Origin of the sequence: Nocardioides cavernaquae (assembly GCF_003600895.1) — a bacterium.
In the GTDB taxonomy this organism is placed as follows: domain Bacteria; phylum Actinomycetota; class Actinomycetes; order Propionibacteriales; family Nocardioidaceae; genus Nocardioides; species Nocardioides cavernaquae.
Genome location: NZ_QYRP01000002.1, coordinates 590,111 through 612,649, shown reverse-complemented (window position 1 = coordinate 612,649; position 22,539 = coordinate 590,111). Strand labels below are relative to the sequence as shown.

General features: G+C 70.3%; 18 protein-coding genes. 17 read left to right on the top strand and 1 reads right to left on the bottom strand.

Annotated features, from left to right (window positions below):
* Position 1 precedes the first annotated feature (1 nt).
* The 7 genes from pstA to D4739_RS03110 all read left to right on the top strand — a co-directional run bounded on the left by pstA (position 2) and on the right by D4739_RS03110 (position 10,066).
* Positions 2 to 1,213, top strand: a complete 1,212-nt coding sequence (gene pstA / locus D4739_RS03140; RefSeq protein WP_238473498.1) for a phosphate ABC transporter permease PstA — start codon at positions 2 to 4, stop codon at positions 1,211 to 1,213.
* Entirely contained in the window at positions 1,210 to 2,805 is a 1,596-nt protein-coding gene (locus D4739_RS03135; RefSeq protein WP_120059209.1) for a substrate-binding domain-containing protein, read from the top strand. Before pstA ends, D4739_RS03135 begins: the two co-directional genes overlap by 4 nt.
* Before the next feature lie 11 nt (positions 2,806 to 2,816).
* Positions 2,817 to 5,429, top strand: a complete 2,613-nt coding sequence (locus D4739_RS03130; protein WP_147384774.1) for a hypothetical protein — start codon at positions 2,817 to 2,819, stop codon at positions 5,427 to 5,429.
* Entirely contained in the window at positions 5,426 to 6,400 is a 975-nt protein-coding gene (locus tag D4739_RS03125; RefSeq protein ID WP_120059207.1) for a sortase domain-containing protein, read from the top strand. Before D4739_RS03130 ends, D4739_RS03125 begins: the two co-directional genes overlap by 4 nt.
* Before the next feature lie 56 nt (positions 6,401 to 6,456).
* Positions 6,457 to 8,298 carry an Ig-like domain repeat protein gene (locus D4739_RS03120; protein ID WP_120059206.1) on the top strand — a complete coding sequence of 614 codons (1,842 nt, stop codon included), beginning with the start codon at positions 6,457 to 6,459 and terminating at the stop codon, positions 8,296 to 8,298.
* 114 nt (positions 8,299 to 8,412) lie between these two features.
* Positions 8,413 to 9,300 (top strand): phosphate ABC transporter ATP-binding protein, encoded by an 888-nt coding sequence (locus D4739_RS03115; RefSeq protein WP_238473497.1) that lies wholly within the window; start codon positions 8,413 to 8,415, stop codon positions 9,298 to 9,300.
* A gap of 4 nt (positions 9,301 to 9,304) precedes the next feature.
* Positions 9,305 to 10,066, top strand: coding sequence for a lytic transglycosylase domain-containing protein (locus D4739_RS03110; protein ID WP_120059205.1), 762 nt, complete (start codon positions 9,305 to 9,307; stop codon positions 10,064 to 10,066).
* Between the two features lie 17 nt (positions 10,067 to 10,083).
* On the opposite strand, the gene D4739_RS03105 is transcribed toward D4739_RS03110, so the two are convergent.
* On the bottom strand, positions 10,084 to 11,355 hold the full coding sequence (locus tag D4739_RS03105) for a hypothetical protein (RefSeq protein ID WP_120059204.1): 1,272 nt from the start codon (positions 11,353 to 11,355) through the stop codon (positions 10,084 to 10,086).
* 152 nt (positions 11,356 to 11,507) lie between these two features.
* Between D4739_RS03105 and mfd the strand changes: the two genes are divergently transcribed.
* From mfd to D4739_RS03055, 10 genes are all read left to right on the top strand, one after another.
* On the top strand, positions 11,508 to 15,008 hold the full coding sequence (gene mfd, locus D4739_RS03100) for a transcription-repair coupling factor (RefSeq protein ID WP_238473496.1): 3,501 nt from the start codon (positions 11,508 to 11,510) through the stop codon (positions 15,006 to 15,008).
* Between the two features lie 161 nt (positions 15,009 to 15,169).
* Positions 15,170 to 16,765 (top strand): response regulator transcription factor, encoded by a 1,596-nt coding sequence (locus D4739_RS03095; protein WP_147384772.1) that lies wholly within the window; start codon positions 15,170 to 15,172, stop codon positions 16,763 to 16,765.
* A 75-nt stretch (positions 16,766 to 16,840) separates the two neighbouring features.
* Complete coding sequence (locus D4739_RS03090; RefSeq protein ID WP_120059202.1) at positions 16,841 to 17,341, top strand: hypothetical protein; 501 nt, start codon at positions 16,841 to 16,843, stop codon at positions 17,339 to 17,341.
* A 12-nt stretch (positions 17,342 to 17,353) separates the two neighbouring features.
* Positions 17,354 to 18,055, top strand: a complete 702-nt coding sequence (locus tag D4739_RS03085; RefSeq protein ID WP_120059201.1) for a hypothetical protein — start codon at positions 17,354 to 17,356, stop codon at positions 18,053 to 18,055.
* 18 nt (positions 18,056 to 18,073) lie between these two features.
* A complete protein-coding gene (locus D4739_RS03080) occupies positions 18,074 to 18,499 on the top strand; it encodes a MazG nucleotide pyrophosphohydrolase domain-containing protein (RefSeq protein ID WP_238473495.1) in 426 nt (141 codons plus the stop codon).
* 227 nt (positions 18,500 to 18,726) lie between these two features.
* The gene (gene eno, locus D4739_RS03075; RefSeq protein WP_120059200.1) at positions 18,727 to 20,004 is read left to right on the top strand and encodes a phosphopyruvate hydratase; all 1,278 of its coding nucleotides are present in this window, start codon (positions 18,727 to 18,729) and stop codon (positions 20,002 to 20,004) included.
* Positions 20,005 to 20,078: 74 nt separating this feature from the next.
* Positions 20,079 to 20,540, top strand: a complete 462-nt coding sequence (locus D4739_RS03070) for an FtsB family cell division protein (protein WP_182920291.1) — start codon at positions 20,079 to 20,081, stop codon at positions 20,538 to 20,540.
* Positions 20,537 to 21,100, top strand: a complete 564-nt coding sequence (locus D4739_RS03065; protein ID WP_120059198.1) for a DUF501 domain-containing protein — start codon at positions 20,537 to 20,539, stop codon at positions 21,098 to 21,100. The genes D4739_RS03070 and D4739_RS03065 overlap by 4 nt, the downstream gene beginning before the upstream one ends.
* On the top strand, positions 21,097 to 22,119 hold the full coding sequence (locus D4739_RS03060; RefSeq protein ID WP_120059197.1) for a Ppx/GppA phosphatase family protein: 1,023 nt from the start codon (positions 21,097 to 21,099) through the stop codon (positions 22,117 to 22,119). Before D4739_RS03065 ends, D4739_RS03060 begins: the two co-directional genes overlap by 4 nt.
* An 85-nt stretch (positions 22,120 to 22,204) precedes the next feature.
* Positions 22,205 to 22,534, top strand: coding sequence for a hypothetical protein (locus tag D4739_RS03055; protein WP_120059196.1), 330 nt, complete (start codon positions 22,205 to 22,207; stop codon positions 22,532 to 22,534).
* The last annotated feature ends 5 nt before the right edge of the window (positions 22,535 to 22,539 follow it).

Here is a 22,539-nt window from a genome sequence, read left to right as displayed (position 1 = left end):
CATGGCTTCCGAGACACCGACCACCCACCTCCCGACGTACGACGCGGATGCCGCGCCGGCCGTTCCTCGGGCCGGGCTCGGCAAGCCCACCGCTGACGAGCGGATGCGTGGCTGGGGTTCCCTGGCGGCGTCGTTCGCGCTCGCGTGGATCGTCACCCAGCAGCTGCTGCCCCTGGCCGGCACCGCGTGGTTCCTCGCGGTCTGGTTCCTGTTCAGCCTGCTCATCGGCGGCGTGGTCGCCGGGATGCGCGGTGGCTGGCCGGACGTCGCCGACACGATTGCCCGCCGCACGATCCAGTGGGCCTTCGCGCTCGTGCTCGGCGCGCTGGTCAGCACGGTCATCTTCGTCTTCCTCCGCGGCTGGCGGCCGCTCACGCACTCCAACTTCTGGTTCGACGACATGGACGGCGTGGGTCCGAAGGACCTGCTCCTCAACGGCGGCGTGAAGCACGCCGTCATCGGGTCGCTGATCCAGCTCGGGATCGGACTGGCGATCACGCTGCCGCTCGGCATCGGGACGGCCGTCTTCATGAACGAGGTCGGCGGCCGCTTCGCCACGGTCGTGCGCACCGTCGTCGAGGCGATGACGGCCCTCCCCTCGATCGTCGCCGGCCTGTTCGTCTACGCGGTCGTGATCCTGACCCTCGGCTACCCGCGATCGGGCCTGGCCGCAGGCCTCGCCATCGCGGTCATGATGCTGCCGATCATCGCCCGCGCGTCCGACGTGGTGCTGCGCGTCGTCCCCGGCAACCTTCGTGAGGCCAGCCTGGCGCTCGGCGCGAGCCGCTGGAAGACGGTCTGGCACGTCGTGCTCCCGACCGCGCGTCCGGGCCTCGCCACCGCCGTCATCCTCGGTGTCGCGCGCGGCGTGGGGGAGACCAGCCCGGTGCTGCTCACCTCGGCTGCGGCGCCGACCACCGAGGTCGACCCCGGCAGCGTCATGAACTCCCTGCCGCTCTACATCTTCACGCTGGTCCGCTCCGGTGAGCCGATCGCGATCCAGCGGGCGTTCGGCGCGGCCGCCGTGCTGCTGATCCTGGTCCTGGCGCTCTTCGTGGTGGCCCGTCTCGTGGCTCGCCCGCGCAGCAACCGCGTCCGGCGGCGCCCGGTGCGTGCCTTCCTGCGCCTGGTGCGCAACCTGCTGACCCTGAACCGCGCGACGATGACCGTCGGCCGCGCGGACCTGCCTGAGTCGAATCGAGTGACCCGATGAACCCCCGCGCGATCTACCTGACCGTTGCCGCGAGCGTGTTTGCGCTGTTCGCAGGCAACTCGGCCGCCCACGCCGCGACGTACGCCCAGATCGAGGGCACCGGCTCGACGTGGTCGCAGAACATCGTGATGCAGTGGATCGCCGACGTGAGCTCCAACGGCATGCAGGTCGTCTACACCGGTGGAGGCTCGTCCAAGGGACGCCAGGACTTCGCCAAGGGCAGCGTCGACTACGCGATCTCGGAGATCCCCTACCAGGGCACGGACGAGAACGGGGCGTCGGACACCTCGGGTGGTCGCGACTACGCCTACCTGCCGATCGTGGCCGGCGGCACGGCGTTCACCTACCAGCTCAAGGTGGGTACGACGATGGTGCGCAACCTGCGCCTGTCCGGTGACACCCTCGCGAAGATCTTCGCCAACAAGATCACCAACTGGAACGACCCGGCCATCACCAAGGACAACAACGGGCGCACGTTCCCGTCGCTCCCGATCACGCCGGTGGTCCGCTCGGACGGCTCGGGCACGACCGCCCAGTTCACCACCTGGCTGGACAAGGAGTACTCCTCGATCTGGCGGCCGTACTTCGGGCGCTCGGGCCTGACGTCGTACTACCCGCGCAAGGGCCGGATGATCGGTGCGGCGGGTTCTGACCAGGTCATGAACCAGATCGCGGCCCGCACGGGCAACGGCACGATCGGCTACATCGAGTACTCCTACCCGCTGAACAAGACGGCGGAGGACGGCAAGCCGTTCCCGGTCGTGAAGCTGCTCAACAGGGGTGGCTACTACGTCGAGCCGACGCAGTACAACGTCGCGGTCGCGCTGACGAAGGCCCGGATCAACGAGGACGCCTCCTCGCAGCTCTACCTGACCCAGATCCTCGACGGTGTCTACAACGCCACCGACCCGCGCGCGTACCCGCTGTCGTCGTACTCCTACATGATCATCCCCACGGGGAAGACCGACTCCCGCATGACGACGGCCAAGCGCCAGACCCTCGCGGACTTCCTCTTCTACTCGCTCTGCGCGGGCCAGACGAAGGCCGGTCCCTACGGATACTCGCCGCTGCCGCTCAACCTGGTGCAGGCCGGTTTCACCCAGATCCAGAAGCTGAAGGCTGCGGACTCCGGGGTCAACCTGACCTCCCGCGACGTGACCAAGTGCAACAACCCGACCTTCGTGCCGGGCAACCTCAAGCAGAACAAGCTGGCGCAGATCGCGCCCCAGCCGGCCACCTGCGACAAGGTCAACGCCGGCCCCTGCGGCACGGACACCGGGACGAACAAGCCGTCCACGGACACCCCGGCTACTGGCGGGACCACCGGCGGTACGACGACCCCGGGCGCGGTCGCCGCCGCGCCCGCCGCGGGGGCAGGCCCGGCCGTCATCGATCCGGAGACCGGTGCCCTGGTGGCAGGCACGGCAGCTGCGGGGCAGCCGGTGACCGCGGCAGTCACCGAGCTCGTCTCATCCCGTGCCGACGACCGCATGCCCTTCGCAATCGCTTCGGCGGTCGGGTTCCTCGCGCTGGTCACGGCGCCGGGGATGTACGTCGCGTTCCTGCGCCGGCGCCGGAAGGCAGGCCTCTGATGGCGCGCCGCATGCCGCAGCTTGTCGCTGCGCTGGCCGTGCTCTGCGCGTCCGCCGTGGTCGGTCTGGGCCCCATGACGTCTGCCGGGGCTGCGCCAGAGGACGAGTCGTTCACGGCGACGAAGATCGTGAAGCGGACCACCTGGCGCGCATCGTCGGGTTCGTTCGTTGCGAACGAGTGGACCGACCCGGCCACGGGCAAGCCCTACGAGGTCACCGTCAAGGCAGACCAGACCCGCAACCTCCGGGGCCGCCAGCGGATCGGCATCTCCTGGAGCGGCGCAGCTCCGAGCGCCGCCCGGGCGGGAAACCCCTACGGCGAGAACGGGCTCGATCAGGAGCTGCCCGTCGTCGTCCTCCAGTGCCGCGGCATCGACGACCCGAGTGCCCCGCAGGCGCAGCGACTCTCCCCGGAGACCTGCTGGACCTCGACGCACTACCAGCGGTCGCAGGTGAAGGTGGCCCCGGACCGCGCGATCTGGACCAAGGACCCGACGCCGGGTGCAGACCTCGGCCTGCAGACCGGCATGAGCCCGTATCCGACGGGGGCCAAGGGTGACTGCGAGTCCGCGGTCAACGGTGATGCGGCCTCGGGCTTCACCTACGCCACCCACCTGACGCCGTTCCGCGCCGCCAACGGGACGGTCTACTCGGCCTGCGACGGTGCGCACATGCCTCCCGAGGCGGGAGCTGGCGCCGCGTACCCGCCGGCCGAGGTCGCGGCGTACACGGGTCTGGACGGCACCGGTCAGGTCAAGTTCGAGGTTCGCAGCGATGTCGAGAACGAGTCCCTCGGCTGCAACCACGAGACCGCCTGCTCCGTCGTCGTCATCCCGATCATGGGCACCAGCTGCAAGATCCCCGCCGTGACCCCCGACCTGGCCGACGCCGGGTGCAAGCGGGGTCGTTCCCGGCCGGAGGGTTCGACGAACTTCGACAAGCTCGGGGTCGAGTTCGCGGTGTCGCCATCGCTGTGGTGGACGCCGTCGAACTGGAACAACCGGATCAGCGTCCCGATCACGTTCGGCCTTCCGCCGGACACCTGCGACATCTTGGACTCACGCCCCCCGACCGGCTTCTACGGCTCGGAGCTGCTCGCCCAGACGTCGCTGCAGTGGTCCCCGGCGTACTGCCTGCGCAAGGACCGCTTCAAGTTCCAGCACAACCAGATGTCCGACGCGGCCGGGTTCACGCTGATGCGCAACGGCGGAGCGCCGGCGGCCGTGGTGTCGTCGGAGCACGACGCGGCGGGGGTCCCTGTCGGTTACGCCCCGACCGCTGTGACCGGCTTCGGGATCGGTTACGTCATCGACAAGCCCCTGCGCGACGACAACGGCGATCCACTCGAGGGCGGCGAGTTCGACGACCTCCGCATCAATGCCCGCCTGATCGCCAAGCTGCTGACCCAGTCCTACCCGGGGTCGAGTCTCGGCACCGGGCACCCCGGGATGTCCGAGAACCCGTGGTCGCTGAACCTCGACCCGGAGTTCATCGCCCTCAACCCGGGGCTGACCCGCACCACGTCCGAGGCGGCGGCGACCCTCCTGAGCCTGTCCGAAGCCTCCGACGTCATCGACCAGCTCACCGACTACATCGCCCACGACAAGGACGCGATGGACTTCATCGGGGGCAAGGCCGACCCCTGGGGCATGAAGGTCAACCCGTCGTACCGCGACGTCGAGGTGCCCACTCCCGAGTGGCGGCTGCTGGACACCTACGTTCCCGAGTCCGAGGACCCGTGCCGCAAGGCGAACCCCGGCGTCTACCTGTCGCTGGTGGCCGCTCCCGTCACGCGCATCGCGTCGATCAGCCAGGCGCTCGTCGACGCTTGGCCCAACGTGCAGACCCGGTGCGACCAGGACATCACCACCTCGCCGGCCACGTACAAGCAGGGACGGGTCGCCCGCCAGAACTACGGGTCACGCTTCATGCTCGGCGTCGTCAGCCTGGGTGACGCTGCCCGTTACGGCATCCGCACCGCCCGCCTCGAGACGAAGCCCGACACCTACGTCGGGGCCACCGTCCAGGGCCTCAGCTCGGCGGTGGCGTTGATGAAGCAGGACGCGAAGCTCGGTCCATTCGCCCTCGACCAGGCGGCCGTCAAGCGATCCGCGACGGCCTACCCGGGAACGATGGTCGTCTACACCGCTGCGCGGACCTGCAAGCTGCCTGCGGCCGAGGCCAGAAAGGTCGAGCAGTTCATCCGGATCTCGACCACCGAGGGCCAACGCGCCGGTTCGGGCAACGGCGAGCTCGCGGCCGGTTTCCTGCCGATGAGCGCGCGTGGCGCCACCGCGCCGCTGCTCGACGCAGCGAACGCGACGGCGCAGGCCGTCGCCTCCCAGAAGTGCGCGGCGGCGACCCCGACGGCGCCTGAGGCAGCCCCGGGCACCGTGCCCGCCGGCAACGCTCCGCAGGAGGCGCCCGTGGCTGCCGCTCCGGCTGCTGCAGCCGGCGACCCCGCAGCCGCGGCGGGTGCTCCGATCACGAATGCGCCCATCGTGAAGACGGCCTCCGCGCACTCGCCGGTCGGAGTGCTCCTCCTGCCGGGCCTGCTGCTCCTCGGGCTGGTGGGTGCGCTCTTCGGCGCCGTCGCGCAGATCGTGCTGGCGGTGCGCCGATGACGGTTGTCGACGACCGCGAGCTGCCCAGCCCTGCTGAATCGCCGGGCCAGCGAGAGGCGCAGCGGCCCGGCCCCCGGGAGCCCTCTCGGCGAGCCAGCAAGCGCCCGCTGACTGCCGACGAGGAGAAGATCGCGCTCGTCTCGTCAGTGCTGATCATGGTCGCCATCGTCTGTATCTGGATGGCCGCGCAGCTGATCTTCCTGGGCGCGCTCTCCCAGGACCGGGCCCAGACCCTCCTCCACCAGGAGTTCCGCACCCAGCTCGCCTCCGCGGTGGCCCCGGTCGGGTCGAGCGATCCGCTGGACGCTTCCGGGCAGGAGCTGCTGGAGCCAGGCGCTCCGGTGGCACTCCTCATGGCACCCCGAATCCACCTGCAACAGGTAGTCGTGGAGGGCACGGCATCAGGTGACCTCCTGACAGGCCCCGGTCATCGCCGCGACTCAGTCCTCCCCGGTCAGGAGGGGGTGTCGGTCGTCTACGGCCGCAGCCTCACCTACGGCAGGCCCTTCCACGCGATCACGGAGCTCCGCAAGGGAGATCGGATCACCACGGTCACGGGTCAAGGCCGCATGAGCTTCACCGTGATCGGCGTACGCCGGGCAGGGGACCCGATCCCGCCCGTCGCCGCTGGCCGGGCGCGACTCGTCCTCGCCACGGCCGAGGGCGCCAGGACCGGACTCACCCCGGGGAACGCCGTGTACGTCGACGCCGACGCGGCGAAGGCCTTCCCCGCACCCGCTGGACGGCCGGCAGCCGTCCCCGAAGCCGAGAAGGTCATGGCCCCGGACTACGGAGCGCTACCGCTCCTGGCCCTGTGCCTGGCACTGCTCGTGGCGATGACGCTCGGGGTCATCGCAGCTCGTCAACGTTGGTCGACAGCGCTGGTCTGGGTGATCTCTGCCCCGATCGTGGTCGCGCTGTCGTGGGGGACCACGGATGTGGTGATGCGGCTCCTGCCCAACCTGATCTGACGTTGGTCTCGTTGTTTCACACCTCGAAGCTCCACCAATCCCAGGAGAAAACAGCAATGTCCTTCCGCAAGCAGTTCGCGAGCCTGGCCTCGGCCGCGGTGGCCACCTCGGTCCTCGCCGTCGCCGCGCCGGCGCACGCCGTCTACACGGCGCAGCCGTTCGACCCCGACTTCACTCCCGTTGCCGCCGACCTGATCACGGTGGGCTCCGACACCACCGAGATCGCCATGGACAAGGTGACCAAGGCGTTCAACAACACGGCCGCCGAGTTCAACGCGGCGAGCTACCAGGCCGGTGGCGGTGGCACGATTCCCCTGCCCGACGGCACCGAGATCACGCGCCCGAACGGGTCCACCAACGGCAAGAACACGCTGCACGGTGCGACCAACAACCCGAACATCGACTTCGCCCGCTCGTCCGACTCGCTCAACGAGGACAAGCTCGAGGTCTCGCACGGGCTGCAGTTGCTGCCGTTCGCGCTCGACACCATGAAGATGGGTGTCTCCAACACCGTCGCATCCAACGCTCCGGCTTCGCTGTCGCTCGCCCAGATCCTCTCGATCTACAAGGGCGAGTGCACGGTCTGGACCTGTGTCGGTGGCACGTCGACCGACACCATCAAGCCGTCCGCGCTGCAGCAGGGCTCGGGCACCGCGAAGTTCTTCAAGAAGGCCCTCGAGGCGCAGAACGGTGGCGCGTTCACCTTCGGCTCGAACGTCGACGTGACCTGGCAGGAGCACAGCGACGTCAACGTCAAGGAGGACCCGAACGCACTTGCCCCGTTCTCGATCGGTCGTGCCGCCCTGCTCGGCACCACCACCAAGATGCTCGGCGGCTGGCAGCAGCAGCGGGCCCTCTACAACGTGGTCCGTGGCACCTCGTCGGAGGCTGGCGCCGGACTCGGCGACCCCAAGCTCGACGCCCTCCTCGGCTCCAACGGCTTCCTCTGCTCGCCCGCGGCGACGGACCTGATCACGCAGGGCGGCTTCACCCAGCTGCTCCCGCCGGCTCAGGGTGGCGTGTGCGGCCAGGCCACCACGTCTGCACCGACCAACCTCTCGACTGAGGCGACGGCGACCACCACCGCGCTGGCCGCGGCCAGCAACGCCGGTGGCGCGGCCACCCTCACCGCGACCGTCAGCCCGGCCGCTGCGGGTGACGTCGAGTTCTTCGTCGACGGTGCCTCCGTGGGTGTCACCCAGACCCAGGCTGGCGTCGCGACGTTCAACGCGACCGGCCTGACCGCTGGCGAGCACTCCTTCAAGGCCGTGTTCACCAACGACTTCGGCACCGCGTACTTCGGCTCCGAGGGCACCACCTCGGCGGTCGTGAAGGCTGCGTCGTCGACGACCGTTGCCTTCAGCCCGGCCACCTCGTCCTTCGGCAAGTCGCGCGTCATCAAGGCGACCGTCCTCACCGGTGGCGTCGCCGCGACCGGAACCGTCGCGATCAAGGTCGGCACCGCTGCTGCGGTCAACGTTGCGCTCGTCGACGGCGTCGCGTCGTACACCGTCGGCGCGACCAAGGCTGCGGGCACGTACGCCGTCTCCGCGTCGTACCTCGGCAACTCATCGACCGCGACGTCGGCCGCCTCGAAGTCACTCGTGATCACGAAGGCTGCCGCCACCGTGACCGAGTCCTTCCCGACCGCGACCCTGGCCGGCAAGCCGGGCAAGGGCGTCGTCAAGGTCGCCATCGCGGGCAGCACGGTCAAGCCGACCGGCACCGTGCGCATCTACCAGGGCACGAAGCTCCTCAAGAGCGTGACGCTGGTCAACGGCCAGGTCACGATCACGCTGCCCAAGCTGACACGTGGCAAGAAGCTGCTCACCGTGAAGTACCTCGGCTCGGCCAACGTGTCGGCCAAGTCGCTGAACTTCTACCTCACGCAGCGCTGATCCACCGCTCCACCCCGTGATTCCGGTCGGCGGCTCGGGCCGCCGGCCGGACTTCATCCCTGATCCATCCCCGATCCACCCTGTACTTCCTTTCACCCGAGAATCTGGAACGCCATGAACCCGATCAACATCGACGACACCTCGGTGCTCCCTGCCGTCCCGCCGGATGCCGCCCTCGCTGCGCAGGAGGCCGCGCTCGCGGCCGCCGTGCACCACGACGTCAGCGGCCTCGCGGAGCTGCGTGCCGAGGAGATCACGGCCTGGTTCGGCAACCACAAGGTCCTCGACCGGGTGTCGCTGACGATGCCCGCGGGCGGCATCACTGCCCTGATCGGCCCGTCCGGCTGCGGCAAGTCGACCTTCCTGCGCATCCTGAACCGCATGCACGAGCTGGTCCCGTCGGCCCAGCTCGCCGGCCAGGTGCTCCTCGACGGCGAGGACATCTACGACCCGGACAAGCGCCTCATCGACGCGCGTCGCTCGATCGGCATGGTCTTCCAGAAGCCCAACCCGTTCCCCGCGATGTCGATCCGCGAGAACGTCCTCGCCGGGCTCAAGCTCACCGGCACCACCGCGTCGAAGTCCGCGAAGGCCGCACTGGTCGAGGAGTGCCTGATCAAGGGCGGGCTGTGGAACGAGGTCAAGGACCGCCTCGACGCTCCCGGCGGTGGCCTCTCCGGTGGCCAGCAGCAGCGCCTCTGCATCGCGCGCTCGCTGGCCGTGAAGCCGCGCGTCCTGCTCATGGACGAGCCCTGCTCCGCCCTGGACCCGACCTCGACCCGCGTCATCGAGGAGACGATGCTCGAGCTGGCCCGCGAGGTCACGATCGTCATCGTCACCCACAACATGCAGCAGGCGGCGCGTGTCTCCGACACCTGCGCCTTCTTCCTCGCCGCCCAGGGCACCCCCGGCGTGATCGTCGAGCACGGAGACACCAAGGCGATGTTCTCCCACCCGCGCGACGAGCGGACCGCGGACTACGTCCACGGTCGCTTCGGCTGAGCCGATGCGCGTGGCGGTGGCCGCCGCCCTCCTGGGTGGCCTCGGACTGCTGGCGGTCCCGGTGGCGTTCGCCGGGGCCGTCAGCGACCACGACGACGTGGTGAGCGACCCGGTGCTCAGCACCGAGGTCCCGGTGTACGCCCAGGCACCGCAGGCCTTCGTGCCTGCGGACCCCTCTGCCGCGGTGGTCTCCGGTCGTGTCGACGTCGACCCGCGCTGGGTGGCCCGGTCGGCATCGGGCGCCGGGATCCCCGCCCCTGCCGTCCGTGCCTACGCGCGGGCAGAGCTGCTGCTCCACCAGTCATCGCCGAGCTGCCACCTGGCCTGGACGACGCTCGCCGGCATCGGCTACATCGAGTCCCGCCACGGCACCATCGGCTCGCGCTCGCTGGGTGAGGACGGGCGTTCGTCGACCCCGATCCTCGGTCCGGCCCTCAACGGCGAGGGGGCGTTCGCGGCGATCCCGGCGTCGGCGATGTCGGCCCAGTGGCACGGAGACGCGGCATGGGACCACGCCGTCGGGCCGCTCCAGTTCATCCCTTCGACCTGGGCGCGCTGGACCTCCGACGCGGACGGAGACGGCATCGGCGATCCCAACGACCTCGACGACGCGGCGTACGCGGCGGGGCGGTATCTGTGCGCCGACGGCCACGACCTCGGCAGCGGCGCCGGCTGGGGCGCGGCGATCTTCTCCTACAACCACTCGACGGAGTACGTCGACTCGGTGTTCTCCGCCGCCTCGGCCTACGCCGACCGCACCGGCTGACTCCTGTCCGCGCCGGGCTATCGGGCGGGCGGGAGGAGCTGGCCGGGGACGCTGGAGTCGGAGCCGTGGTGCATCCGCTCCGACTCGCCTCCCGCGTAGTGCTCGAGCACGCTCCAGCCCGAGGTGGTCGCGCCGGTCAACGGGGCGCGCTTGCCGTCGTGCTCCCAGAAGTACCGGTACTGCTCGCCGTAGCTGTTCTTCGTCGGCGGGCTCGGCACGGCGACGACGCGGTCGTCGGGCCCCTGCCACCAGGAGCGTTCCTTGTCGCTGCCCGGGACCATCGACCAGCCGTCGGCATCGTGGACCCAGGTGCCGCGCAGCGTCTGCTGGAAGTCGAGCTCGTTCTCCCAGACGGCCTCGGTGAAGCTGATCGCGACGCGGTCGCCGACCTTGTCGACCTCGAGGACGTCCCAGTCCTTCGTGTAGCCGTCCGGCATGCCGTAGTCGGCGGCCAGCTTGCCGGTGGCCGGGTCGATCTCGATCAGCTCGAGCTTGACCTGGCAACCGCCGCACGGCTTCCCGTGCGGACGGCGGGTCGCCAGCAGGGATGCCCCGTCAGCGCTGAGCCACATCGACTTGAGGCCGTCACCGACGAAGGTGTTGCTGAACCCCTTGCCGCCGGGCCCGACCCGCAGCAGTCCGTAGTCGCCGAACTCGTAGTACTCGCTGCCGTCGTGCCAGGCGAGGAACGTCGCACCGTCGATCACGTGCGCGGTCAGGTAGCTGCGCTCGAGCTCGTTGCCCTTGTCCGCATCGGGATTGTCGGTCAGCGGGAGATCGGTGTGCCACTGCTCGCGGCCCTCCACGTCGTACGTCGTGAGGCGGTAGGGCTCGTCCCAGAACGGCGTGGGGTCCACGGGCTCGTCGCCCGGCTTCCGCTTCGGCGGGTTGCTGCGGCCGAGCATCGCGATCGCGGAGACGGAGCGGTTGGGGTCGAGGAGCGGGACGTCCTTGCTGAGCGAGTCGGTGGCCGGATCCCACATCTGCAGGTGGGTGCGCGGGGTGTCGAACCGGACCAGCGCCCGGCCGCCGGGCAGCCAGTCGGCACTGGTTGCGTGGGGGATCGTGCGCTCGACCTTGCCGGAGCGGAGCAGCAGCCCGCCCTTGACCGCGGTCGCGAGCGTGGGCGCCGCGAGCTGGAGGTCGACCGGCTCGACGGTGCTCGTGAAGGCCACGGGGTCGGTCAGCGCGTCGGTCACGCCGCACGCCGAGAGCGACCCGATGGCGACGGAGCCCAGCAGGGTCGGGAGGGCCAGGAAGCGAAGGCCAGGGAAGTGGGTACCGAGCATGCGCTGACCGTACGACGCCGGGTCCGGCTCAACGTGAAGGCTTCGTGAAGCCAGCCCAGTCGTGAGGTCCTGTCGGTGGGCGCTCGTAGACTGAGCGCCTCACCCCCTCGCCGCGTCGGCAGGGGGCGTTAGTGCTGCCGAAGGGGATCATCGTGACTGCCGAGCTGTCCGGGTTGAACGGACTCGTCGACGCTGTTCTTGCCGAGCCGCACCTGGCCCGCGCCCTCGGCGAGGCCGCGGTCACCGATGCTCTCGAGATCACCGGTCCGCACGCGCTCCGTCCGTTCGTCGTTGCGGGCCTGGCAGGCACCGGCCGCACCGTCCTGGCGGTCACCGCGACCAGTCGCGAAGCGGAGGACCTGGTGGGGGAGGTCGGCGACCTCCTCGGACTCGACCAGGTCGCCTACTTCCCGAGCTGGGAGACGCTCCCGCACGAGCGGCTCAGCCCTCGCAGCGACACCGTCGGCCGCCGCCTGGCGATCCTGCGCCGCATCGTGCACCCCGAGGAGGAGGGCCCGATCAAGGTGATCGTGGCTCCGGTCCGGTCGCTGCTCCAGCCGCAGGTCAAGGGCCTGGGTGACCTCGTCCCCGTTGCCCTGAAGCCGCGCGAGACTCATCTCATCGACGACGTCGCGCGCAGCCTGGAGGACGCTGCCTATGCCCGCGTCGACCTGGTCGAGAAGCGGGGGGAGTACGCCGTCCGCGGCGGCATCGTGGACGTCTTCCCGCCCACGGAGGAGCACCCGCTGCGGGTGGAGTTCTGGGGTGACGACGTCGAGGAGATCCGCTCCTTCTCCGTCGCCGACCAGCGCACGCTGGAGAAGGTCGACCGGCTCTGGGCCCCGCCCTGTCGCGAGCTGCTCCTGACTCCCGACGTCCGCGAGCGGGCCCGGGCTCTCGGCGAGGCGCACCCGCAGCTCAAGGAGCTCACCGAGAAGCTTGCCGAGGGCATCGCCGTCGAGGGCATGGAGTCCCTCACCCCGGCGCTCGTCGACGAGATGGAGCTGCTGGTCGACCTGCTCCCCGCCGACACGACGGTCCTGGTGCTCGACCCCGAGCGTGCGCGCTCGCGAGCCCACGATCTGGTCGCGACCGCGGAGGAGTTCCTCGGCGCGAGCTGGGCGGCTGCGGCGAGTGGCGGGCAGAGCCCGATCGACCTCGGCGCCGCGTCGTACAAGGAGCTGGGGGAGGTCCGCACGACCGCCCTGCGCGGCGGCCGGGCCTGGTGGACGCTCAGCCCGTTCGGCCTCGACGCGGGTGATGAGGACGGCGACCTCGTCGTCCCGGCGCAGCCCGCCCCGGCGTACCGCGGCGACATGGAGGCCGTGGTCCGCGACGTCCGCACCTGGCTCGCCGACGGCTGGACCGTCGCGATCATCCACCCCGGCCACGGACCTGCCCAGCGCACCGTCGAGGTGCTCGCGGAGCACGACGTCGCGGCCCGCCTCGGCGAGCCCGGGACCGGCGTGGTCGGCGTGCTGACCGGCAGCCTCGCGCAAGGCCTGGTGCACGAAGGCGTCAAGCTCGCCCTGCTCACCGGCGAGGACCTGTCCGGCCAGAAGAGCTCGACGCGCGACATGCGCAAGATGCCCGCACGCCGCAAGAAGCAGATCGACCCGCTCGAGCTGAAGGCCGGCGACTTCGTCGTCCACGAGCAGCACGGCGTCGGCCGCTTCATCGAGATGAAGCAGCGCGAGGTCGGCGGAGCCACGCGCGAGTACCTCGTCCTCGAGTACGGCGCATCCAAGAAGGGCTCTCCTCCCGACCGCCTCTACGTCCCGGCCGACGCGCTCGAGCAGGTCACTCGGTACGTCGGCGGAGAAGCGCCGAGCCTCGACCGCCTCGGCGGCGCCGACTGGACCAACCGCAAGGCCAAGGCCAAGAAGGCCGTGCGCCAGATCGCGGCCGAGCTGATCAAGCTGTACGCCGCGCGGCAGGCCACCAAGGGCCACGCCTTCGGACCGGACACCCCGTGGCAGCGCGAGCTCGAGGACGCATTCCCGTTCCAGGAGACCCCCGACCAGCTCTCGACGGTGGACGAGGTCAAGGCCGACATGCGCTCGACCGTCCCGATGGACCGGCTGGTCTGTGGCGACGTCGGCTACGGCAAGACCGAGATCGCGGTGCGCGCCGCGTTCAAGGCAGTGCAGGACGGCAAGCAGGTCGCGGTGCTCGTGCCGACGACGCTCCTGGTCACCCAGCACCACACAACATTTGTGGAACGGATGTCGGGGTTCCCCGTCAACCTTGCCCAGCTTTCGCGGTTCCAGACGGACAAGGAAGCAAAGGAAGTACTTGCGGGGTTGGCGGACGGCTCACTGGACATCGTCATCGGCACCCACCGCCTGCTCGGCAACGAGGTCAAGTTCAAGGATCTCGGCCTGATCATCGTCGACGAGGAGCAGCGCTTCGGTGTCGAGCACAAGGAGCAGATGAAGCGGATGCGCACGTCGGTCGACGTGCTCGCCATGTCTGCGACCCCGATCCCGCGCACGCTCGAGATGGCGATCACCGGCATCCGCGAGATGTCGACGATCGCCACCCCGCCGGAGGAGCGCCACCCGGTGCTCACCTACGTCGGCGCCTACGAGGACCGCCAGGTCGTCGCCGCCGTGCGTCGCGAGCTGCTGCGCGAGGGCCAGGTCTTCTACATCCACAACCGGGTCAACTCGATCGAGAAGGCGGCCGCCAAGATCCGCGAGCTGGTGCCCGAGGCGCGGGTCGCGACGGCCCACGGCCAGATGGGCGAGAAGCAGCTCGAGCAGGTGATGCTCGACTTCTGGGAGAAGACCTTCGACGTCCTGGTCTGCACGACCCTGGTCGAGTCCGGCCTCGACGTCTCCAACGCCAACACGATGATCATCGAGCGCGCCGACATGCTCGGCCTCTCGCAGCTGCACCAGCTCCGTGGTCGTGTTGGTCGCTCCCGCGAGCGGGCCTACGCCTACTTCCTCTACCCCGGTGAGAAGCCGCTGACCGAGACCGCGCACGAGCGGCTCGCGACCCTGGCGCAACACTCCGACCTCGGCGGCGGCATGGCGATCGCCATGAAGGACCTCGAGATCCGTGGCGCGGGCAACCTGCTCGGTGGCGAGCAGTCCGGCCACATCGCCGACGTCGGCTTCGACCTCTACGTCCGGCTGGTCGGCGAGGCCGTTGCGGAGTTCAAGGGCGACACCGAGACCGAGCTCGGCGAGGTCCGCATCGAGCTCCCGGTCGACGCCCACCTGCCCCACGAGTACATCCCCACCGAGCGCCTGCGCCTGGAGATGTACAAGCGGCTGGCCGAGGTCCGCAGCGACGACGACGTGAGGGCGATCCACGAGGAGCTGCTCGACCGCTACGGCAACCCGCCGTCCTCGGTCGCGTCCCTGCTGATGGTCGCCCGCTTCCGGGCCCGGGCGCGCCAAGCCGGCATCTCCGAGGTCACCATCGCCGGCAAGCACGTGCGGTTCGCGCCGGTCGACCTGCCCGACTCGCGCGTGGTCCGGCTGAACCGGATCTACGCGGGCTCGCTGGTGAAGCCGGCGACCTCCACCGTGCTGGTGCCGCGGCCGCTCACCAAGCCGATCGGCGGCCAGCCGATCCGCGACCTCGAGCTGTTGGCCTGGGCGACGGTCGTCATCGACACTGTGCTCGACCCGACCAGCTAGCAGCGTGCCGCAGGCAAGGCCCCGAACGCCTGACGGTGCTTGCCTCCAGCAAGCAAGGGGTCGCACCCCGGACGGTTCCCCCGGGACCAGGCCCGGCCGGGATCCCCGGGATGACCAATCCGGCGCTGACCGACCGGGCACGGCGGTGCAAGGCTGAGCGCGTGGCAACTCCCGGCGATCAGGCTCGCCGGACGCTCGACCTGCTGCGGAACCAGATCGAGACCGGTCGTCTCGATGCCGCTGCGGGGACTGCCGCCCGGCTGCTCTTCATCGCGCCCGACCCGTTGGTACGCGCCGAGGTCGAGTCCGCCCTCGGCGTGATGCTCCAGCGGGTCGGGCGCGTGGTCGAGTCCCGTGACCACTTCCTGTTCGCCGCGTCCCTCACGGACAACCCGGGTCTCCGCGCGTCGTACCTGGCTCAGGCGTCGGAGGTGCAGTTCCTCGGCGGAGACCTCACAGCGACCCGTACTACCGCCAACCAGGCGCTGGAGCTGGGGGAGCGCTCGGGGAACGCAGCGGCCGTCTGCGAGTCGCTGGCCAACCTGGCGCTGGTGGCCCAGTCCGAGGGGTATCCCGGACTCGCCGTGGACCTGGCCCGTCGGTCGTCGCGGCTGGGCTCGATCGCCCCGCATTCGGGCCCGCGCTCGGGATGGCTACGTCCGCTTCCGGTGCTGCCCCTCGCCGCGGCGATGGTTGATCTCGACCTCCTCGCCGACGCCGACCGACTGCTGAGCGAGGCACTCGCGAGCCCGGCCGTCGCTGAGACCGCCGCCCATCGCCCGTGGCTCCTCGGCCTGCGCGGGATCGTCCGGTTGCTTGCCGGCGACTGGGACCGCGCGCTGATGGACGCGCACTCGAACCTCGCCGAGGCCGACAGGTCCGGCTCGCTCGCCGCGCGACCGTGGGGATGGGGCGTCGCCGCGATCGTGGAATCCCTGCGCGGGAACGCGAGCGGGGCCACCACCCTGCTCGACGCGGCGGGCGCCAACCGCCTCGGCGCCTTCGGGAGGTACGGCGAGGAGTGGCTGCTGGTGGGCCGGGCCACCGCGGCGCAGCAGCTGCCGGCGTACCGGCAGACCCTGACCGAGGCCTGGTACCGCACACGCAGCCACCGCTGGATGGTCATCTGGCGTCCGCTCGCGCCCGCACTCGTGCGTGCCGCCGTTGCCGGTGGTGACCTGGAGCTGGCCCGTGAGGTGTCGCTCGAGGCTGCCGAGGGTGCCCGGCGTGCCGGAGGGGTGGCGAGCGCCGATGCGTCGGCGCTGCAGTGTGCCGGGCTGCTCTCCGGGGACATCGACACGCTGTTGAGTGCGGTCGAGCGCTACCGCTCCTGTGGTCGGCCGTTTGCTCTCGGCCAGGCCTGCCTGGATGCCGCGCGCGGGTGGATCGCGCGCGGCCGGCCGGCGGACGCGGTGGTCCTGCTGCGCGAGGCGACGGACATCTTCCACGGGCTCCGGGCCCGCGAACCGTTGATCGCGGCCGGGTTGCTGCTCGCGCGCCACACGGGCGCGACGACGCTGCCGGTGGTCCGGGTCGACCCGCTCGCGCCGCTGACCCGTGCCGAGCGGGCCGTTGCGATCCGGGCCGGCCAGGGCCTCACGAATCCACAGATCGCTGCCGAGCTGTTCCTCTCGGCACGGACCGTGCAGGCCCATCTGTCCAGCACCTACGCCAAGCTGACGATCTCCTCCCGCGTGCAGCTGGCGGGCCTGGTTGCGGCGGGCGTGGCTGACACCCGAAATGAGACCCGGATCTAGGCCACCTGGCCGATGCGGGTTGCTCAGCCCGCGAGTGAATCTGGTGGCTCCCCACTCACCCCTTCGGAGAAGACCATGCACGACTGGAACGAGGTCCACACCCACCGGCAGCTGATCGACGAATACCTCGAGAGCGGCGGCACCGCCATGTCCCCGGCGTTCCACGAGGCGTTCCCCACCGAGGACGACTTGGTCCGTGAGCTGCACCAGCGCTGGGTCCACCTGCTCGACGGTTGCCTCGAGACCGAGCTCGAGACCGGCGACGGGTCTCCGACGGACGCACTCTGCGATGCCTACGTGACGGCCGCACGGCACGCGCCCGACCTGCGCCGGGTGCTGGCCACCTTCGCGGACTCGCGGGTCCTCGCCGGGCTCACCGACCACCACAACGCGCAGCTGGCCCACGCGATCGGCGCACTGCGTCCGAGCCACTCGATCCAGGAAGGCATCGACGAGGTGCGCCACCTCATGGAGACGCTTGCCGTCCCGGCTCAGCGGGAGCCCTCGCGGCTCGAGCGCTGGCGCCGCGACCGCGAGGTGAGCAGGTTGATCACCGCTTCACTGCGCGGCTACTGATTCAATGGCCGGGTGACCTCGATCCGCTTCCCGGCCCGGCGCACCGGCGCCTCGCTCCTGCTCCTGCTCGCGATTCCCGCCCTGGGTGGCTGCTCCGACGGCTCGGCGCTCCACCCGGGCGATGCGGCCGTGGTCTCGGGGGAGCGGATCGGCCTGACCGAGGTCGATGACCTGGCCCTGGCCACGTGCGCCCTCGAGGAGCGCGGGCTCGCCCAGCAGGGTGCCGGGGTGCCGATGTCCTTCGTGCGCAGCCTTGCCGTCGAGACCCTGATCACCGACGTGCTGATCGAGGACTTCGCCACGGAGCACGATGTCGACCTGGCGGAGGTGCGCAGCGGCGTGCGCGAGGAGGCGGAGAAGGCGATCACCGACCTCCCGGACTCCCAGCAGGCCACGGCCCTCGACCGTCTCGCGCTCGAGGGCGTACGCCGCGCGGTGCTGCAGATCGTCGGCGCCACGGTCCCGGGCGGAGACGCCTCGCCCGATGCCGCCAGCGCAGCCGGCCGCGCGGTGTTCGCCGAGTTCCGCAAGGACGCGGACCTGGTCCGTGACCCGCGGTTCGGCGACGTCGACCTCGACACCTTCCAGTTCAGCGGCGCGAGCGGCTCGCTCTCGGTCGCTGCCGAGCCGAGCGGCAATGCGATGGACCAGGCCGCTGTCGCCGAGCTGCCTGCGGCCCAGCGTTGCGGGACACCCGCTCCGCCCCAGCAGTGATCGGGCGGTGATCCGTCGGTGACCGAGCAGCGGCCCGCATCGGGTGAGGGGCTCGTCGAGTTCCTCGGCCTGATGCGCACCATGCGCGATCGGTGCGCATGGAAGGGCGCCCAGACCCACGAGTCGCTGGCGCGCTTCCTCCGCGAGGAGTCCGACGAGGTGCTCGAGGCCATCGACGAGGGCACCGCCACGGGATCGTGGGACCACCTGCGCGAGGAGCTCGGTGACCTGCTGCTGCAGATCTACTTCCACGCCGCGATCGCCGAGTCGGCAGGTGCCTTCACCATGGACGACGTGATCGCCGGGCTGACCGAGAAGATGCTCCGCCGCAACCCTCACGTCTTCGGCCCCGAGGCCGAGTCGGGACGGGAGTTCACCCTCGAGGAGATCGAGGAGCTCTGGCAGGCCGCGAAGGCCGCCGAGCGCGCAAACCCCCAGCGTTGACACGGCGCAACTTCGGCGTCGACACGGCGCAAGTTCGGGCGTACGCCGCAAGGTTGCGCCGCGTCGACATCCAGGTTGGGCCGTGTCGACATCAAGGTCGCGCCGTGTCGACATCAAGGTCGCGCCGTGTCGGCATTCCACGGTCGCGCGGGGTGCCCGATTACCGCGCGGTAGTCCCCTAGGCTGGCCAGCGGTCCCCCATCACGTCTTCACCCAGGAGCAAACCCGTGGCTTCCATCGCTGCTGTCGGCGCCCGAGAGATCCTCGACTCGCGCGGCAACCCCACTGTTGAGGTCGAGATCCAGCTGGAGGACGGCGCGTTCGCTCGCGCCGCAGTCCCGTCGGGTGCGTCGACCGGTGCCTTCGAGGCCATGGAGCTTCGCGACGGCGGTGAGCGCTACCTCGGCAAGGGCGTCGTCAACGCGGTCAAGGCCGTCGTCGAGACCATCGCGCCCGCGATCATCGGTCTCGAGGCCGACGACCAGCGCCTGGTCGACCAGACGATGCTCGACCTGGACGCCACGCCCAACAAGGCCAGCCTCGGCGCCAACGCCATCCTCGGCGTCTCGCTCGCCGTTGCCCGCGCCGCTGCCGAGTCCGCCGGCCTCTCGCTCTTCCGCTACGTCGGCGGCCCCAACGCCCACGTGCTGCCGGTCCCGATGATGAACATCCTCAACGGTGGCGCGCACGCCGACACCAACGTGGACATCCAGGAGTTCATGATCGCGCCGATCGGTGCCGCGACGTTCTCCGAGGCCCTGCGCGTCGGCGCCGAGGTCTACCACACGCTCAAGGGCGTGCTGAAGGACAAGGGCCTGGCCACCGCGGTCGGCGACGAGGGTGGCTTCGCGCCCGACCTCGAGTCCAACCGCGCCGCGCTCGACCTGATCGCCGAGGCCGTCGCCAAGGCCGGCTACGAGCTGGGCAAGGACGTCGTCCTCGCGCTCGACGTCGCCGCCACGGAGTTCTGTGAGGACGGCCTCTACACGTTCGAGGGCGCCAAGAAGACCTCCGACGAGATGATCGCCTACTACGCCGACCTCGTCGCCAACTACCCGATCGTCTCCATCGAGGACCCCCTCGACGAGGAGGACTGGGACGGCTGGAAGTCCATCACCGACCAGCTCGGTGACAAGACCCAGCTCGTGGGCGACGACCTCTTCGTCACCAACGTCGAGCGCCTGCAGCGCGGCATCGCCGGCGGCCAGGCCAACGCGATGCTGGTCAAGGTCAACCAGATCGGCTCGCTGACGGAGACGCTCGACGCCGTCGAACTCGCCCACCGCAGCGGCATGCGCAACATGATGTCGCACCGCTCCGGCGAGACCGAGGACACCACGATCGCCGACCTCGCCGTCGCGACCAACTGCGGCCAGATCAAGACCGGCGCCCCGGCCCGCTCCGAGCGCGTCGCGAAGTACAACCAGCTCCTGCGCATCGAGGACGAGCTCGGCGAGGCGGCTCGTTACGCCGGCGCCGGCGCGTTCCCGCGCTTCAAGGGCTGACACACGCAATGGCCACGCAGCGTCGTACCCCCTCACGGGGACAGGCGGGTCCCGGTCGTTCGACCGGTCCATCCATGCCTGGCGCACGTACGACGCTGCGTGCCGCCGCGGCCGCTGCCTCGGTTGCGAACCGGGAGCGTCCCCGCATCACCAAGCGTGCGGTGATCCTGCTGCTCGTCGTCGCGATGCTCGCGGTCTCGTGGGCCTCGTCGTTCCGTGCGTGGTTCCAGCAGCGCGCGGAGATGGACGACCTCCGCAGCCAGATCGCGCAGACCCAGGCCGAGATCGAGGACCTCCGGGGCGAGAAGCGGCGCTACTCCGATGACGCCTACGTCAAGCAGCAGGCGCGTCTCCGCTTCGGCTACGTGATGCCGGGCGAGGAGAGCTTCCAGGCCCTCGACGAGAACGGCGAGCCGATCGGCGCCGTCGAGGAGCTGGCCGACCCGGGCAACCTGCCCGGCCAGGTGCCCGTTGCCTGGTACGAAACCGCCTGGGAGTCCGTCGAGGCTGCCGGCGACAACAAGGAAGCACGTTGACCTCTCCCGCCAGCCCCAGCCGCATCGACGAAGCGGACATCGCTGCGGTGGAGGCTCAGCTCGGCCGCCGCCCGCGGTCGATCCACTCCGTCGGGCACCGGTGCCCCTGTGGCAACCCCGACGTCGTCGCGACCGAGCCGCGGCTCGATGACGGCACGCCGTTCCCCACGACGTACTACCTGACCTGCCCCCGCGCAGCGTCGAAGATCGGCACCCTCGAGGCCTCCGGGCTGATGAAGGAGATGCAGGACCGGCTGGGCACGGATCCCGAGCTCGCCGCGTCGTACGCCGCTGCGCACGACGACTACATCGCCGCGCGCACCGCGATCGGCGTCGAGGCCGGATGCGACGTGCCCGAGATCGCGGGCATCTCCGCCGGCGGCATGCCGGATCGCGTGAAGTGCCTGCACGTCCTCGCCGGCCACTCGCTGGCCCGCGGCCGGGGCGTCAACCCGCTCGGGGACGAGGTGCTCGACATCCTCGGGGAGTGGTGGAAGTCCGGCCCGTGCGTGTCTGCCCGGTCTGAGTCCGCGTCTGACCCGGCGGAGTCTGGTTCATGACGGACCCGCTGGCGTCCCCTCGGTCGCTCGCTCGTCCCTCGCTCGACTCGGTCGGGCACGTTGTCGCGGCCTTCGACTGCGGCACCAACACCATCAAGCTGCTGATCAGCCGCCTCGACCCGGAGACGGGTGAGGAGACCGAGCTGGTCCGCGACATGCGCATGGTCCGCCTCGGGCAGGGCGTCGACCGCACCGGCCGCCTCGACCCCGAGGCGATCGCCCGCACCTTCGCGGCCATCGACGAGTTCAAGGCGACGATGGCCGGTTACCCGATCGAGCGCATGCGGTTCTGCGCCACCTCGGCATCACGCGATGCCAGCAACGCCGACGAGTTCGTGGCCGGTGTGCGCGAGCGCCTCGGCATCCTGCCCGAGGTGGTCAGCGGCGCCGAGGAGGCCCAGCTCTCCTACGACGGCGCGACCCGATCGCTCGGTGTGGTCGACGGGCAGGTCGAGGGGCCGATCGTCGTCATCGACCTCGGCGGCGGCTCGACCGAGCTGATCGTGGGTGATGCCCACGGTCACGTGACCGCCGGCCACTCCCTCGACATCGGATCGGTCCGCATCCATGAGCGCCTGCTGGCCGGAGACCCGCCGTCTGCCGCCGAGATCGCCGAGGCAGCCCGGGTGATCGATGCGGCACTCGACACCCTTCCCGCCTTCGGCGTGGACATCTCCGCCGCGCGCACAGTGGTCGGAGTCGCGGGCACGATCACCACGATCGCCGCCGCGGTGCTCGACCTCCCGACGTACCAGCGCGAGGCGATCCACCACGCCGTGCTCTCCCGCGAGTCGGTCCTGGACACCTGCGATCGGTTGCTCGGCATGAGCGTCGCCGAGCGGCGTGCTCTCGGCTTCCTCCACCCCGGTCGCGCCGACGTGATCGGTGCGGGTGCCCTGATCCTCGACCGGGTCCTGCGCCGCACGGATCGGCCCGAGTTGCTGGTCAGTGAGTCGGACATCCTCGACGGGATCGCCTGGTCGATGACTGAGCCGAGCGAGGCGCGAGCGAGCGACTGAGCCGACCCTCAACGGCTGGTCGAAGGTGTGAGGGGTTTACCCGTCGTCATCCTGGGCACTGACCAGGCGACGAAGGGAGACAGACATGCGTATTCACAGGATGAGCATGCTGGCCGCGGGTGGCGTCGGATACGTGCTCGGGGCCAAGGCCGGGCGGCAGCGCTACGAGCAGATCCGGCACGCGATGCACGAGGCGCCCCACGCGAGTGAGGTAGCCCGCGAGAAGGTGATGGCCGCCGCCGGGAAGGTGCGCCACACGGTGGGCAGCGATCTTCCCGACGGGTCGGAGCGGTTCGACCCTGCCGATCCGTTGTTGACCGACATGTCGCCGGAGACCGGCCCGGCAGCGGGCATGAGCCGCTCGCCCCTGGAGAACAACCGCGACCGACCTGATCCGCTGATGGGGCCGGCCTGACGGAC